Here is a 15503-nt window from a genome sequence, read left to right as displayed (position 1 = left end):
CACTATCCTGTATCAGACAAGGATCAAAGATCGAATCCGCATAGCATGCACCTTCGGGCGACTTGAGACATCACCTGCTGGGCAGACGGCGCGGTCATAGATACGGCAATGGACAAACTTTTCCAACCAGTCCGCATTTCTGAATACAGGTGCTGGCATAACGCCGTTACCCGGTTCAATATTTGTCACAGAATTGACGCCAATGATCTGGCTGCTTTGAGGCATGATGCGCGCCTCTTCAATTCAGGTTGAACATTTGGCCAGAGCGCTTGTCCTAACAGACATCCTGCGGCCAATCCCGAGAACCGCTCCCCTGAACTAACCCGGTTAAATATATGCGCCCATTGAAACAGGCAATTTATTCCAGCCGTACGGCTGACAAGTTCGTCGTACGTCTGCCAGACGGAATGCGTGAACGCATTGCCGAAGTGGCTCGCAATCATCATCGCAGCATGAACTCCGAAATCATTGCGCGCCTTGAGCAGAGCCTTATTCAGGAAGGCGCTCTGGGCGAAGAGCTGAGCATGCGCCTGGACAGCCCGGAGCTGTCATTGCACGAACGCGAATTACTGCAACGTTTCCGTCAACTCTCCCACCGTCAGCAAAACGCACTTGTTTCGCTGATCGCCCATGACGCTGAATTGACCGCAGACGCTTCCTGATTCACCCCGAAAGCTCAAGCCAGCATAATCGCTGGCTTTTTTTTGCCTGAAATTTGGCGAAAAAAAACCCGCCGATGGCGGGTTTCTAACAGCGGGCAATTCAGAGCAGGAAAATCGTCGCCAGCCCGAGGAAGATGAAGAAGCCGCCGCTGTCGGTCATGGCGGTGATCATCACACTCGCGCCCATCGCCGGATCGCGTCCAAGCCGCGCCAGGGTCATCGGAATCAACACACCCATCAATGCCGCCAGCAACAGGTTGAGCGTCATGGCGGCAGTCATGACCACGCCAAGGGACCAACTGCCGTACAGCATGTAGGCCACCGCCCCAATCACCCCACCCCAGACCAGACCATTGATCAAACCGACCGCCAACTCTTTGCGCATCAGTCGCGAAGTATTACCGGTACTCACCTGATCCAGCGCCATGGCTCGAACAATCATGGTGATGGTCTGGTTACCGGAGTTGCCACCGATACCGGCCACGATCGGCATCAACGCCGCCAGTGCGACCAGTTTTTCGATGGAGCCTTCAAACAGGCCGATCACTCGGGAGGCAATAAACGCGGTAATCAGGTTTACCGCCAGCCAGGCCCAACGGTTGCGCAGGGATTTCCAGACTGACGCAAAAATATCTTCCTCTTCGCGCAGACCTGCCATGTTGAGAACTTCGTTTTCGCTCTCTTCACGAATCAGGTCGACCATTTCATCGATGGTCAGACGACCGATCAGCTTGCCGTTTTTGTCGACCACGGGCGCCGAGATCAAGTCGTAACGTTCGAACGCCTGAGCAGCGTCATAGGCGTCCTCGTCCGGGTGAAAACTCACCGGATCACTGGCCATGACCTCCGAAACCTGTTTTTCCGGATCGTTGACCAGCAGGCGCTTGATCGGCAGCACACCCTTGAGCACGCCGTCATAGTCGACCACAAACAATTTGTCGGTATGGCTCGGCAACTCCTTGAGGCGACGCAGGTAACGCAGAACCACTTCGAGACTGACATCCTCACGGATGGTCACCATCTCGAAGTCCATCAGCGCACCGACCTGCTCCTCGTCATAGGACAACGCAGAGCGAACGCGCTCACGCTGTTGACCATCGAGGGTTTCCATCAGCTCGTGGACGACGTCTCGCGGCAGCTCGGAAGCCAGGTCAGCCAGTTCGTCAGCGTCCATGTCCTTGGCCGCAGCCAGGAGCTCATGATCGTCCATGTCGGCGATCAGGGTTTCGCGGACCGAATCGGATACTTCAAGCAGGATGTCGCCGTCGCGATCCGCCTTGACCAACTGCCAAAGCGTCAGACGATCGTGCAGCGGCAGCGCTTCAAGTATGTAAGCGACGTCGGCGGAGTGCAGATCATCGAGCTTGCGTTGCAGCTCGACGAGATTTTGCCGGTGAACCAGGTTCTCGACCCGGTCGTGATGCGGACCTTCCTGGCGATGAGTCAGGTCTTCGATGACCCGCTGACGCTGCAACAGCTCAACAACTTGAGCGAGGCGGTCCTGCAGGCTTTCTTGCGTTTTCTTTACTTCAACTTCAGACATAGGCGAACTCCACTCCCAGCAGCGGGGCACGCCGGAAGGATCAATCAGTCAATTCATGATTGGTAAAACGGGGTACTGAGTAACTACTGGGTAAGTCCATGGAGGTATTCCACAAGCCCCGGCGGGGCTGACGGGCGCAATGATACACCGCCCAACGGTTTTAAACGTTAAAAAATCGTGGCTGAAACAAGCGCTTGCAAGACAAACCTGAGCGCCACCCTATCTATCCAATTGCGACGACTCATTCTGAAAAGAAAACACACCACCCTCAAAAAATGTAGCAGCTACCCTTGATATCGACCGTCATGGAGGACGTCAAATGCCATCGATTGCGCGCTATTTTTTGCTGACCGCCCTGCTCTGCCTGCCGCCTCGACTGCAGGCAGGGACTGTTCACCGATGCGAAGCCCCCAACGGACAGGTCACCTTCACCACCTTGAGCTGCACGGCCGGAGAGCGCCTGTCTTTGCAGGATGTGCACACGTTCACACCCGGCAGCACGATGGCGCTCATGCCAGAAGCCAACATTGGCGAAACATCAGGTATAAAAAACCAAAGGAGAGCGCCGACCATCGTGGGTCAGGCCGAGGACAAATGCGGGAATCTGATCAACGCCAAGGAGCGACGCACAGCGATCATCAATCAACGTGTCGTCGCCGGCATGAGCCAGCAGGACGTCGAGAGCGCTCTCGGCAAGCCAGACAAGATCAGTATCAGGAATTCATCAACGACCTACCGCTACGACACCAAGCGAGGTCGTAGCGCACACGTCGAGTTCGATGAGAAAGGATGCACGAAAGGAAAAGCCAAATCCCAGACGGCAAAAAGCCCGCGTTAAACGCGGGCTTTTTGGTGTTTGGTGCACTCGACAGGATTCGAACCTGTGACCGCTCGGTTCGTAGCCGAGTACTCTATCCAGCTGAGCTACGAGTGCATTTTGTGTTTTTAAACCAGACCACAACTGGCTGAAGCAAAGTTGCTCGCATCACTGCAAACAACTCTTAAATGGTGCACTCGACAGGATTCGAACCTGTGACCGCTCGGTTCGTAGCCGAGTACTCTATCCAGCTGAGCTACGAGTGCATTTGTTGCCGCGCATTATAGGCCGTCTAATCTCTATGTCAAACACTTTTTCTAGTAATTTCAACAACTTACCGAAGAAGCCAGATTACAACGTACTACGCAAATAATGGCGGAGAACGGGGGATTCGAACCCCCGACACCCTTTTGAGGTGTACTCCCTTAGCAGGGGAGCGCCTTCGGCCACTCGGCCAGCTCTCCGCAACACGGGGCGTATCTTAACCAACCTTTTCCCCGTTTGCAAACATAAAAAACGATAAAAATTAATGGCTTGGTTCTTCGTCCTTCTCTTTCTTTATACGCAGGTAAATTTCTTCACGGTGCACAGCAACCTCTTTCGGGGCGTTGACACCGATACGCACTTGATTTCCTTTGACGCCGAGCACGGTCACGGTGATTTCGCCATCACCAATAATCAGGCTTTCAGCGCACCGCCGGGTCAGAATCAGCATACCTTTCTCCTAACGCATTTCATTTCAGGGACAACAGTCTGCAAAAAAAAGGGCACTCGACCCACAACCAGAATGATCGCAGCCCTACATGCCTGAGTATTGACCAGCGCGAGCAAAAGAACAGTCTTGGGTCGCGCTATTCAAAAAAACAAAAGGCGCGGTCAGACCGCGCCCTTCGGCAAACGCATCACTCGCCCTGTCGGGCCGGCGCGTCCAGTTCGAAAGCCGTGTGCAGAGCGCGCACAGCCAGTTCCAGGTACTTCTCTTCGATCACGACGGAGACTTTGATTTCCGACGTCGAGATCATCTGGATGTTGATGGTTTCCTTGGCCAGTGCTTCGAACATGCGGCTGGCGACGCCTGCGTGGGAGCGCATACCAACGCCGACAATCGATACCTTGGCGATCTTGGTGTCGCCGATGACTTCACGGGCACCCAGCTCGCCAGCGGTTTTTTCCAGCACGGTTTGCGCCGCCTGGTAGTCGTTGCGGTGCACGGTGAAGGTGAAGTCGGTGGTGTTATCGTGCGCAACGTTCTGCACGATCATGTCGACTTCGATGTTCGCGGCACTGATCGGGCCGAGAATCTTGAAGGCAACGCCCGGGATGTCTGGCACGCCACGGATGGTCAGCTTGGCTTCATCGCGGTTGAAAGCGATACCGGAAATGATCGGCTGTTCCATGGTTTCCTCTTCATCAATAGTAATGAGGGTGCCCGGACCCTCCTTGAAGCTGTGCAGTACGCGCAGCGGAACGTTGTACTTGCCGGCGAACTCGACCGCACGGATCTGCAATACCTTGGAACCGAGGCTGGCCATTTCCAGCATCTCTTCAAAGGTAATCTTGTCCAGGCGCTGAGCCACGGACACCACACGCGGGTCGGTGGTGTAGACACCATCGACGTCGGTGTAGATCTGGCATTCATCAGCCTTCAAGGCTGCTGCCAGCGCCACGCCGGTAGTATCGGAACCACCACGACCGAGGGTGGTAATGTTGCCGTGCTCGTCGACGCCCTGGAAACCGGCGACAACCACCACGCGACCAGCTTTCAGATCACCACGAATCTTCTGGTCATCAATCTGCAAGATACGCGCTTTATTGTGCGCGCTGTCCGTCAGAATCCGTACCTGATTACCGGTGTAGGACACCGCTGGCACGCCGCGCTTGATCAGCGCCATGGCCAACAGCGCAATCGTCACCTGCTCACCGGTGGAGACGATCACATCCAGCTCGCGAGGAACCGGCTGATCGCCGCCACTGATTTGCTTGGCCAGATCGATCAGACGGTTGGTTTCGCCGCTCATTGCAGACAGCACAACCACCAGGTCATCGCCGGCATCGCGGAATTTCTTAACCTTGTCGGCGACCTGCTCGATTCTCTCGACAGTGCCGACCGAGGTGCCTCCAAATTTCTGTACGATCAAAGCCATTTCAAAGCCGCCTCTGCCCATGAAGGGCGCCCAAATTATCACTCAAACAGCGTTCTGGCCCGCGACTAGACCGCGAGCCAGATGCTGCCTTATAAACCCTGCTCTACAAATGGAACGGTCAGGGCCAATGCTGCATCCAGAGCGCCGGCGTCTGTACCGCCGCCCTGCGCCATGTCTGGACGACCACCGCCCTTCCCGCCCACTGCCGCAGCGGCTTGCTTCATCAAATCACCGGCTTTGAGTTGGCCAGTCAGGTCTTTGGTCACGCCTGCAACCAGCACGACCTTTTCCTCATGGACACTGCCGAGCAGGATCACTGCGCGGCCGAGTTTGTTTTTCAGTTGATCGACCAGCGCCAGCAGCGCCTTGCCATCCTGACCGTCCAGACGCACGGCCAGCACTTTCACGCCTTTGACGTCCAGCGCAGAGGCCGACAAATCGTCGCCCGCCGCACTGGCAGCCTTGGCTTGCAACTGCTCGAGTTGCTTCTCCAGCAGACGGTTGCGCTCCAGCACAGCCGACAGCTTGTCGATCAGGTTGTCGCGGCTACCTTTTACCAGGTTGGCCGCTTCCTTGAGTTGTTCTTCAGCAGCGTTCAAGTAGGCCAGCGCTTGCGCACCGGTGACTGCCTCAATACGACGTACGCCCGACGCCACACCGCCTTCGCTGATGATTTTCAGCAGGCCGATGTCGCCGGTACGGTTGACGTGGATACCACCACACAGCTCAACCGAGAAATCACCGCCCATGCTCAGCACGCGCACGCTGTCGCCGTACTTCTCGCCGAACAGCGCCATGGCGCCTTTTTTCTTGGCGGTCTCGATGTCGGTTTCTTCGGTTTCAACAACCGAGTTCTTGCGAATCTCGGCGTTGACGATGTCTTCCAGCGCCTTCAACTGCTCAGGCTTGATGGCTTCGAAGTGGCTGAAGTCAAAGCGCAGGCGCTGACTGTCGACCAACGAGCCTTTCTGCTGAACGTGATCGCCCAGCACCTGACGCAATGCAGCGTGCAGCAAGTGAGTCGCCGAGTGGTTCAGCGAAGTCGCGTGCCGCACGTCGGCTTCAACGTGAGCTTCCACTGGAGCGCCGATCAACAAGCTGCCCGAAGCCAGCACGCCGTGGTGCAGGAACGCGCCACCGGTCTTGGTGGTGTCACGCACGTCGAAACGCGAAGCGCCGGCCTGCAAGTAACCGCAGTCACCGACCTGACCACCCGACTCAGCGTAGAAAGGTGTCTGGTTCAGGACGATCACGCCCTCTTCACCTTCACTCAATACGTCGACCGCTTGACCATCTTTATACAGACCAACCACTTTCGCCGAACCGCTGGTCGCTTTGTAACCGGTAAATTCAGTGGCCACATCAACCTTGACCAGGCTGTTGTAGTCCATGCCGAAGGAGCTGGCAGAACGGGCACGGACGCGCTGGGCTTCCATTTCACGTTCAAAACCTTCTTCGTCGATGGTCAGGCTGCGCTCGCGAGCGATGTCGCCGGTCAGGTCCATCGGAAAGCCGTAGGTGTCGTAGAGTTTGAACACTACGTCGCCCGGCACCACGTCGCCTTTGAGATCAGCCAGATCCTGCTCGAGGATTTTCAGGCCCTGCTCCAGGGTTTTGGCGAACTGCTCTTCTTCGGCTTTCAGAACGCGTTCGATATGCGCCTGCTGGGATTTCAGTTCCGGGAAGGCTTCGCCCATCTCGGCGACCAGGGCCGCAACGATCTGGTAGAAGAAGCTGCCCTTGGCCCCCAGCTTGTTGCCGTGACGGCAAGCGCGACGAATGATCCGGCGCAGTACATAGCCGCGACCTTCGTTGGACGGCAGCACACCGTCGGCAATCAGGAAGCCGCAGGAGCGGATGTGGTCCGCCACGACTTTCAGGGAAGCCTGAGCGTCGTTGGTGCAACCAATGGCCTTGGCCGAAGCGATCAGCAGGCTCTGGAACAGGTCGATTTCATAGTTCGAGTGAACGTGCTGCAGCACTGCACTGATCCGCTCCAGGCCCATGCCGGTGTCGACCGACGGTGCTGGCAGCGGGTGCAACACGCCATCGGCGGTGCGGTTGAACTGCATGAACACGTTGTTCCAGATTTCGATGTAACGGTCACCGTCTTCTTCCGGCGAACCCGGTGGGCCGCCCCAGATGTCGGCGCCGTGATCGTAGAAAATCTCGGTGCAAGGGCCGCACGGGCCGGTATCGCCCATGGTCCAGAAGTTGTCGGACGCGTACGGCGCGCCTTTGTTGTCGCCGATACGAACCATGCGCTCGGCTGGCACACCGATTTCCTTGGTCCAGATGTCGTACGCCTCGTCATCGCTGGCGTAGACAGTGACCCAGAGCTTTTCCTTTGGCAGGTTCAGCCACTGGTCGGACGTCAAGAAGTTCCAGGCGTAGGTGATGGCGTCACGCTTGAAATAATCACCGAAGCTGAAGTTGCCCAGCATTTCGAAGAAGGTGTGGTGACGGGCGGTATAACCGACGTTTTCCAGGTCGTTGTGCTTGCCGCCGGCGCGCACGCATTTCTGGCTGCTGACCGCGCGGGTGTACGCGCGTTTTTCCTGGCCCAGGAAGCAGTCCTTGAACTGGTTCATCCCCGCGTTAGTGAACAGCAGGGTTGGGTCGTTGCCCGGAATCAAAGAGCTGGAGGCTACACGGGTGTGGCCTTGCTCTTCGAAGAAGCGAAGGAAGGCTTCACGGATTTCTGCGCTTTTCATTAGGTTCTTCCACGGAGGCTGCGGCCAAAGGCCTGTTCGAAACGTCAACAGACGAAGCGACGGCAAAGGGCCGCATTATATCGGCCCTGCGCGCGGGGTACAGCGTGTTTATACGATAGAAACAGTCAATTGGAGCGCTAACGCTATCACTTGCGCGAAAAGTCGACGAATGCCGCGACGACCTGCTCGATTTGCTCACGACTGACGTTCATGTGCGTGACCATACGCAGGCGCCCTGCCGCGCTCAACTTGATCCCGCGCTCGGCGGCGAACGTCTTGATTGCTTCAGCCTTTTCGCCCATCTGCACGTAAACCATGTTGGTCTGCACCGGCTCGACGTCGTAACCCGCCGCACGCAAGCCTTCGGCCAGGAATTGTGCATTGGCGTGGTCGTCAGCCAGACGCTGGACGTTGTTGTTCAGGGCATACAAACCCGCTGCGGCCAGAAGCCCGGCTTGTCGCATGCCGCCCCCGACCATTTTGCGCAAACGGCGCGCCTTGCCGATCAACTCGGCAGAGCCGCACAACACTGAACCGACTGGCGCGCCCAGGCCTTTGGACAGGCAGACCGAAACGGAATCGAAGTGCTGTGTGATTTCCCTGGCATCAACCCCCAGTTTGACGGCTGCGTTGTATAGCCGCGCGCCGTCCAGGTGCAGCTGCAACCCATGTTCACGGGTAAAGCTTCGGGCCCGCGCCAGATACTCAAGCGGCAGCACTTTGCCTTGCATGGTGTTTTCCAGCGCCAGCAAACGGGTACGGGCAAAGTGGAAATCGTCCGGTTTAATCGCGGCGGCAACATGAGCCAAGTCCAGCGAGCCGTCGGCCTGCACTTCCAGCGGCTGCGGCTGGATCGAACCAAGCACCGCCGCCCCACCGCCTTCGTACTTATAGGTGTGAGCCTGCTGGCCAACAATATATTCATCACCGCGTTCGCAATGCGCCATCAAACCCAGCAAGTTGCTCATGGTTCCCGTCGGTACGAACAGCACTGCGGCGAAACCAAGGCGTTTTGCCAGTTCGGCTTCCAGACCGTTGACCGTTGGGTCCTCACCATAAACGTCATCACCGGTGGCCGCTTTGGCCATCGCGTCGAGCATCCCGACAGAGGGTTGGGTGACGGTGTCGCTGCGAAGATCGATAACACTCATGAATCTGGCCTCGGTAAGCAGGGGATATCCCTTCCAGGTAGGAATTACTGCGGGCATGGCAACGAATAATCAACCCTTGAGCGGGAAAAGGCCTCTCAAGCCAGCGAAAAAGTCGATTGCAATCATCGGATAGCAGCGATGCGCGGCTCTGAAATATGTGTTAAAAACGCTGCGCTGCCAGACATTCTGACGGCAAAACGTTCTCAGGGCGGGGTGCAACTCCCCACCGGCGGTAATTGCGCGCAACGCGCATAGCCCGCGAGCGCTTGGCGACAGGCACGGCAAATGGCTGTGTATGACGACAAGGTCAGCAGACCCGGTGTGATCCCGGGGCCGACGGTCATAGTCCGGATGAAGAGAGAACGGGATTGACGCCAAAGGGCCGTACGCAAGCATTCGTGCAAGCGTGCGCACCCTGAAATCCCATTCGATTCATATGCCCTGTTTTATACATAAACAGGAGTCAGAACATGCAACCCACCGCAATCGATAGCAAAAGCAAAAACCATCAGGGCGAGCGCGTTGCGTTCATCCAGGCCTGCTGGCACAAAGAAATCGTCGACCAGAGCCGCAAAGGCTTCGTGGCCGAAATGATTGCTCAGGGTTATCAGGAATCGGAAATCGATTTCTTCGAAGTCGGCGGCGCCTTTGAAATCCCGTTGCACGCCAAGCTGCTGGCCAAGTCCGGTCGTTACGCCGGTATCGTCGCCGCAGGCCTGGTGGTCGATGGCGGGATCTACCGTCACGAATTCGTGGCGCAGTCGGTGATCAGCGGCCTGATGCAGGTCCAGCTGGAAACCGAAGTGCCAGTGTTCTCGGTGGTTTTGACCCCGCACCACTTCCATGCCGGCGAAGAACATCAGAAATTCTTCTTCGAGCATTTTGTGCATAAAGGTCAGGAAGCGGCGAAAACGTGCGCGGATACGCTGCACAAGATGCGGGCGTTGCGTCGTAGTGAGCCGCGCGCAGTGGCCGTTTAACGCAAACCCTGTAGGAGCTGGCTTGCCAGCGAAGACGGCGGAACATCCAGCATTGATGTGACTGACACTCCGCCTTCGCCGGCAAGCCGGCTCCTACAGAGATTGTTTGTCAGGCCAGGTTTTCGTCGGTGGCTGGCACGACCAGGATGCCGGCGCGCAAGCCATTCTTCACCTTGGGGTTCGGGAAGATGATCCGGGCGCCCTCTTCTTCGATGATCCATCGGGTATTGGCGATGTCTTCCGCCAGCAGGTAACCCACGTCCAACTCAGAAAAGTTCTCGATGTCCGCCGGAAGGTTCAAGCGGAAGCTATCGCTGTGCTTGATGATTTCCCGCGCCACGCTGTACAGCTGCAAACCGTCCAGCGCCGATTCGGTCAGTTCCGGTTCGGTGCCTTCGATGATCTGTTTCAGGCGGGTTTCCAGCAGGGAAACATTGACCCCGGCGTTTTGCCCGAACGGCCGCGCCTTGCCCAGTTCGAGGGTGAAGGACTCGGCGCCCAGCTTGTCGTAGGTGTAGGAACTGAAGACGATGGATGGCTTGTTCTGCAACAGCACCGCCTCCATGCCGGCAGCACGCAGGCGCGCCAGTTCCTGACGCGAATGCTGGCGACCTTCCTTCCAGGGGTACAAGGCGAACTGCTCGATTTTCGAGCCGCGAATCGCGGTGTGCAGGTCGTAGTGCAGACGCTGGCGATCCGGCAGGCTGAAGAAAACCGCCGCCAGCCGCTCCAGCTCACAAGCGCGCAAGGCTTCTGAGCCGCTGCTCTGTTCGTGCCGGCCATTGAACAGCCGATTGACGTCCTGTTCGATGAAGCGCTCGCCTTTACGGATCGCGTCGGGGTTACCGAACAGAAACAGAATTCGTGCGCGTGGCTTCAAGTCGCCACGAGCGATGTCATGCAACAGGCGATCAAGCAACTCGATCGGCGCTGTTTCGTTGCCGTGGATACCGGCCGACAGCAGCAGGTCCAGGCCATTGTCGCGAGCTTCAGGTGGCCGGACTTCCAGCGCACCTTCGCTCAACCAGCGCATCCGCACGCCTTCGACAGTCAGTTGAGTCTTCTCCGCCGGTTCGCGGCCGGCGAGGGTCAGTTCAAGCAGTTTGCCGAGGGCGAGCATAGAGCGGTTTCCTTAGTGGTCGTGTGCGCAATCCGGGCCGTGCTCGTGGTCTTCGTCACCGACTTCAGCCGGTTCCATTTCCAGTTGCAGACTTACCAGATTAGTCGCCAATGGGCGCAGCAGCAGGTTAGCGTATTCAGCATCGCCTTCTTCAACGTCCACACCGATTAGCAGTTGGCCGCGGCCATCGTGCTGGATCCACAGCTCTTTGCCTTGCCACATGACCGCGACGCGGGTGCAGGAAGTTTCCAGTTGCGTGCCGTCGGTGTCTTCAAGGATCAGCTGCAGGGTATCGCTCATGTTTTTTACGCTCTCGTTTGAGACTTTCAATTGATCTGGAATGGATAAACCGCGCCCAGTTTAAGGATTTGCGTCAGTTCATCCAGTGCCGTCCGGCACTCAAGCAGCAATTGCGGGTCCGCAAGATCGTTTTCAGTCATGCGGTCGCGGTAGTGCTTGTCGACCCATTCGGTCAACGTGCCGTACAACGGTGCCGTCATGATAACCCCTGGATTGACGGCTGCCAGTTCGGTTTCATTCAGTGCGACGCGCAGCCGCAGGCAAGCCGGGCCACCACCGTTCTGCATACTTTGTTTCAGATCGAACACTTTCACTTCGCGGATCAGGCCGCCGGAGCTGGTCAAACCTTGCAGGTATTGCCAGACACGCTCATTGCCACGGCACTCTTCCGGCACGATCAACAGCATCGAGCCGTCAGGACGCGACAGTAGTTGGCTATTGAACAAGTAGGAACGAACGGCGTCTTCCACGGTTACTGCGGAACGCGGTACGCAGACCGACTGAAATTTCCCGCCGACTTTGGCAAGTTTGCTTTGCAGTTCGGCGAGCATCTGTTCGGTGTCGAGGAAGGCGTCCTCGTGATAGAACAACACCTCACCGTTACCCACTGCGATCACGTCGTTGTGGAATACGCCCTGATCGATCACCGACGGATTTTGCTGCGCGTAGACCACGCCGTCTTCGCTCAAACCGTGCAGGCGGACAACGGCCTGGGACGCTTCCAGTGTCTGGCGCGCCGGGTATTTCTGCGGTGCGGGGTAACGGGTGTCGAAGGCGCTGCGACCGAAAACGAAGAACTCGACGCCCGCTTCACCGTATTCACGGCAGAAACGGGTGTGGTTGGCGGCGCCTTCGTCACCGAACTGCGCCACGGCCGGCAGCGCGGCGTGGTGAGCAAAGTGCTTCTGATCGGCGAACATGGCGCCCAGCACGCGACTGGTGGTCGGGTGTTCGATGCTGCGGTGGTATTTGCAGTTGAGGTTGGCAGCGGTGAAATGCACGCGGCCATCCGCCGTGTCGGCACTTGGGCTGACTGTGGCGGCGTTAGCCACCCACATGCTCGACGCCGAGCAACTGGCGACCAGCAACGGCATAGCGTCTTTAGCTGCTTGCTCGATCACTTGAGCATCGGTACCGCTGAAACCCAAACGGCGCAGTGCGGCTACGTCCGGGCGCTCTTGCGGCGCCAGCACGCCCTGCTGAAAGCCCATTTCCATCAACGCTTTCATCTTCGCCAGGCCTTGCAGCGCGGCTTCCTTCGGGTTCGAGGACTGCTGGCTGTTGCTCTGGGACGCGACGTTACCGTAGGACAAACCGCCGTAGTTATGGGTCGGCCCCACTAGACCGTCAAAATTGACTTCATAGGATTTCATAGCGAGGCTCCACGAGAATCTGTTGTTATAGGCTTCAAGTAACTGTTCTTTTAGACCGAGGCGCGGCCATCGCCAGCAGGCTGGCTCCCACAGTGATTGAGCCGTACACAAAGTGTGTGAACACCACCGAACCTGTGGGAGCCAGCCTGCTGGCGATGGGCATCACGCCATCTTCACGCCTGGTGTCAGGGCCGCAGGCAACACCAGGCTCGGGGTTTCCAGCGACGCCACCGGATACGCGCAGTAATCTGCTGCGTAGTAGGCGCTTGCGCGATGGTTGCCCGAGGCGCCGACACCGCCGAATGGCGCGCTGCTTGCCGCACCGGTCAGTTGCTTGTTCCAGTTGACGATACCGGCACGGCTTTCCAGCCAGAACTGCTGATAACGCGCTTCGGAATCCGACAGCAGACCTGCCGCCAGGCCATAGTCGGTGTCGTTGGCTTCGGCGATCGCGGCTTCAAAATCAGCGTAGCGGATCACTTGCAGCAACGGGCCGAACAACTCTTCGTCAGGACGATCAGCCACGGCTGTCACGTCCAGAATACCTGGGGTCAGCAACGCGGCTTGCGCCTGCGGCTGGGTCATTTCCAGCAAGGCCACTGCGCCATTGGCCAGCAAGTGTTCTTGCCCATCCATCAGCGCTTTCGCAGCACCGAGGGAGATGACCGAACCCATGAACGGTGCCGGTTGTTGATCAAATGCACCGACTTCGATCGTCGCGCAGACCGCCACCAGACGCGCCAGCAGCGTGTCGCCCCAGGCACCCTGCGGCACCAGCAGACGGCGAGCACAGGTGCAACGCTGACCGGCAGAAATGAAAGCCGACTGAATGATGGTGTAAACGGCGGCATCGAGGTCCGCCACTTCGTCGACCACCAGCGGGTTGTTGCCGCCCATTTCCAGCGCAAGGATCTTGTCTGGACGACCAGCGAATTGCTGATGCAAATGGTTGCCCGTGCGGCTGGAACCGGTGAAAAACAGGCCGTCGATGCCCGGGTTCGCCGCCAGGGCGATACCGGTTTCGCGAGCGCCTTGCAGCAGGTTCAATACACCTGCTGGCAGACCGGCTTCGATCCAGCATTTAACCGTCAGCTCGGCGACTTTCGGAGTCAGTTCGCTCGGCTTGAACAACACACTATTACCGGCCAGCAGCGCTGGCACGATGTGACCGTTTGGCAAGTGGCCAGGGAAATTGTAAGGACCAAACACCGCCACTACGCCATGAGGCTTGTGACGCAGTACCGCAGTGGCGTCGCCCAGAGGGCCGCTCTTCTCGCCGGTACGTTCGCGGTAGCTCTGCACCGAAATCGCGATCTTGTTGACCATGCTGGTCACTTCAGTCGCCGACTCCCACAGTGGTTTGCCGGTTTCCTCACCGATGCAGTGCGCCAGCTCGTCAGCCTTGCTTTTCAGTGCCGCAGCAAAGGCCTCAAGCACGGCAATGCGCTCGTCCAGCGTACGACGGGCCCAGCCGGGGAATGCCTGACGCGCGGCTTGCACGGCGGATTCAACCTGAGCAGCCGTAGCGCCTTCGCCGGACCATAGCACTTGCTGGGTCACCGGGTTCAGCGACTGGAAGGATTCACCCTGGCCGGCCAGCCATTCACCTGCGATGTATAGCGAATTCATTATTTCGACTCCCGAGCAGCGGACAACGGAACGGCGCGCACTTGATCACCAGCGTTGAGTTGAAGGCGTTTAGCGGTCAGCGGATCAACCACAAGCGTGCCGGCGGCGAGGCGTGCTGGCGCGGCAGTCATCCGGCAGTCTTCGCGCTTGCGGTTGTGAATCAGGAAAGGCGTCGCGTCGTCACCTGGCGTGCCGATGGCCAACACCAGCGCCTCGCTGTCACGTACCGCGCGGATCTTGCTGGTTTCGCACTCGACGGCCGGGCCGGCGTCGAAGATGTCGACGTAACCCTGGTAGCTGAAACCTTCGCTCTTGAGCATGGCCAGCGCCGGCTCGGTGTCCGGGTGCACCTGGCCGATGACGTTGCGCGCGTCTGGCGACAGGAAGCAGGTGTACAGCGGAAACTTCGGCATCAGTTCGGCGATGAACGCCTTGTTGCCCACGCCGGTCAGGTAATCGGCCTGGCTGAATTCCATCTTGAAGAAGTGACGGCCCAGGCTTTCCCAGAACGGCGAGCGCCCGGCTTCGTCGGACACACCGCGCATCTCGGCGATGATCTTGTTGCCGAATAGTTGCGGGAACTCGGCAATGAACAGCATCCGCGCCTTGGCCAGCATGCGTCCATTAAGGCCGGTGCGGTAATCGGCGTGCAGGAACAACGAGCACAATTCCGAGTTACCGGTCAGGTCATTGGCCAGGAACAGCGTCGGGATCTCGCGGTAGATGTTCAGCTCTTGCGAAGCGCTGACCGTCAGGCCGACCCGGAAGTTGTACCAGGGCTCGCGCAGGCCGACCGCACCGGCGATGGCGGAAATGCCCACCACACGACCCGTGTCGTCTTCGAGTACGAACAGGTAGTCCGCATCAGCGCGCCCGGCTTCGCCGCGAAAGGTCTTCTCGGCCCAGCCGACCCGATGGGCCAGACGTTCTTCGTTGGCCGGCAATGTGGTCAGGCCGGTGCCAGTGCTGCGGGCCAGGTCGATCAGAGCGGGTAAATCGCTGCTGCGTACGGGACGAACGATCATGCTATCTCCTCAAACGGGTCGCTTGCGCCACCCGTGAAATTTCGC

General features: G+C 58.2%; 13 protein-coding genes, 3 tRNA genes and 1 riboswitch. Of the genes, 3 read left to right on the top strand and 13 right to left on the bottom strand.

Annotated features, from left to right (window positions below; translation table 11 throughout):
* Positions 1-335 precede the first annotated feature (335 nt).
* A complete protein-coding gene (locus KGB06_RS12655; RefSeq protein WP_007943904.1) occupies positions 336-662 on the top strand; it encodes an Arc family DNA-binding protein in 327 nt (108 codons plus the stop codon).
* Positions 663-762: 100 nt separating this feature from the next.
* On the opposite strand, the gene mgtE is transcribed toward KGB06_RS12655, so the two are convergent.
* Positions 763-2205 (bottom strand): magnesium transporter, encoded by a 1443-nt coding sequence (gene mgtE / locus KGB06_RS12650; RefSeq protein WP_223516159.1) that lies wholly within the window; start codon positions 2203-2205, stop codon positions 763-765.
* Positions 2206-2524: 319 nt separating this feature from the next.
* Between mgtE and KGB06_RS12645 the strand changes: the two genes are divergently transcribed.
* Entirely contained in the window at positions 2525-3043 is a 519-nt protein-coding gene (locus KGB06_RS12645; RefSeq protein ID WP_223516157.1) for a cell envelope protein SmpA, read from the top strand.
* 19 nt (positions 3044-3062) lie between these two features.
* Here the strand turns inward: KGB06_RS12645 and KGB06_RS12640 are convergent.
* The 7 genes from KGB06_RS12640 to ltaE all read right to left on the bottom strand — a co-directional run bounded on the left by KGB06_RS12640 (position 3063) and on the right by ltaE (position 9031).
* Positions 3063-3139: transfer RNA gene (locus KGB06_RS12640), tRNA-Arg, on the bottom strand.
* A 72-nt stretch (positions 3140-3211) separates the two neighbouring features.
* Positions 3212-3288 (bottom strand) — tRNA-Arg (locus KGB06_RS12635).
* A 107-nt stretch (positions 3289-3395) separates the two neighbouring features.
* Positions 3396-3486 (bottom strand) — tRNA-Ser (locus tag KGB06_RS12630).
* 62 nt (positions 3487-3548) lie between these two features.
* Positions 3549-3737: a carbon storage regulator CsrA gene (gene csrA, locus KGB06_RS12625; RefSeq protein ID WP_002554426.1), complete on the bottom strand. Its 189-nt coding sequence runs from the start codon at positions 3735-3737 to the stop codon at positions 3549-3551.
* 187 nt (positions 3738-3924) lie between these two features.
* Positions 3925-5166 carry an aspartate kinase gene (locus KGB06_RS12620; protein ID WP_007943901.1) on the bottom strand — a complete coding sequence of 414 codons (1242 nt, stop codon included), beginning with the start codon at positions 5164-5166 and terminating at the stop codon, positions 3925-3927.
* Positions 5167-5255: 89 nt separating this feature from the next.
* Positions 5256-7880: an alanine--tRNA ligase gene (gene alaS, locus KGB06_RS12615; RefSeq protein WP_223516155.1), complete on the bottom strand. Its 2625-nt coding sequence runs from the start codon at positions 7878-7880 to the stop codon at positions 5256-5258.
* A 146-nt stretch (positions 7881-8026) separates the two neighbouring features.
* Entirely contained in the window at positions 8027-9031 is a 1005-nt protein-coding gene (gene ltaE / locus KGB06_RS12610; RefSeq protein ID WP_223516153.1) for a low-specificity L-threonine aldolase, read from the bottom strand.
* 195 nt (positions 9032-9226) lie between these two features.
* A riboswitch (FMN riboswitch) is annotated at positions 9227-9399 on the top strand.
* 102 nt (positions 9400-9501) lie between these two features.
* Between ltaE and KGB06_RS12605 the strand changes: the two genes are divergently transcribed.
* Positions 9502-10011 (top strand): 6,7-dimethyl-8-ribityllumazine synthase, encoded by a 510-nt coding sequence (locus KGB06_RS12605; protein ID WP_007943897.1) that lies wholly within the window; start codon positions 9502-9504, stop codon positions 10009-10011.
* Between the two features lie 109 nt (positions 10012-10120).
* On the opposite strand, the gene astE is transcribed toward KGB06_RS12605, so the two are convergent.
* From astE to astA, 5 genes are all read right to left on the bottom strand, one after another.
* On the bottom strand, positions 10121-11131 hold the full coding sequence (gene astE, locus KGB06_RS12600) for a succinylglutamate desuccinylase (protein WP_223516151.1): 1011 nt from the start codon (positions 11129-11131) through the stop codon (positions 10121-10123).
* A 12-nt stretch (positions 11132-11143) separates the two neighbouring features.
* Positions 11144-11431 carry a topoisomerase II gene (locus KGB06_RS12595; RefSeq protein ID WP_223516149.1) on the bottom strand — a complete coding sequence of 96 codons (288 nt, stop codon included), beginning with the start codon at positions 11429-11431 and terminating at the stop codon, positions 11144-11146.
* 26 nt (positions 11432-11457) lie between these two features.
* Positions 11458-12804 carry an N-succinylarginine dihydrolase gene (gene astB / locus KGB06_RS12590; RefSeq protein ID WP_223516147.1) on the bottom strand — a complete coding sequence of 449 codons (1347 nt, stop codon included), beginning with the start codon at positions 12802-12804 and terminating at the stop codon, positions 11458-11460.
* A 162-nt stretch (positions 12805-12966) separates the two neighbouring features.
* Positions 12967-14436, bottom strand: coding sequence for a succinylglutamate-semialdehyde dehydrogenase (astD, locus tag KGB06_RS12585; RefSeq protein WP_223516259.1), 1470 nt, complete (start codon positions 14434-14436; stop codon positions 12967-12969).
* Complete coding sequence (gene astA / locus KGB06_RS12580) at positions 14433-15458, bottom strand: arginine N-succinyltransferase (RefSeq protein ID WP_223516145.1); 1026 nt, start codon at positions 15456-15458, stop codon at positions 14433-14435. The genes astD and astA overlap by 4 nt, the downstream gene beginning before the upstream one ends.
* Positions 15459-15503: the final 45 nt, after the last annotated feature.

Source organism: Pseudomonas sp. GL-B-19, from assembly GCF_019956415.1.
Classification (GTDB): Bacteria; Pseudomonadota; Gammaproteobacteria; order Pseudomonadales; family Pseudomonadaceae; genus Aquipseudomonas.
This window is presented reverse-complemented; position numbering and strand designations above follow the sequence as displayed.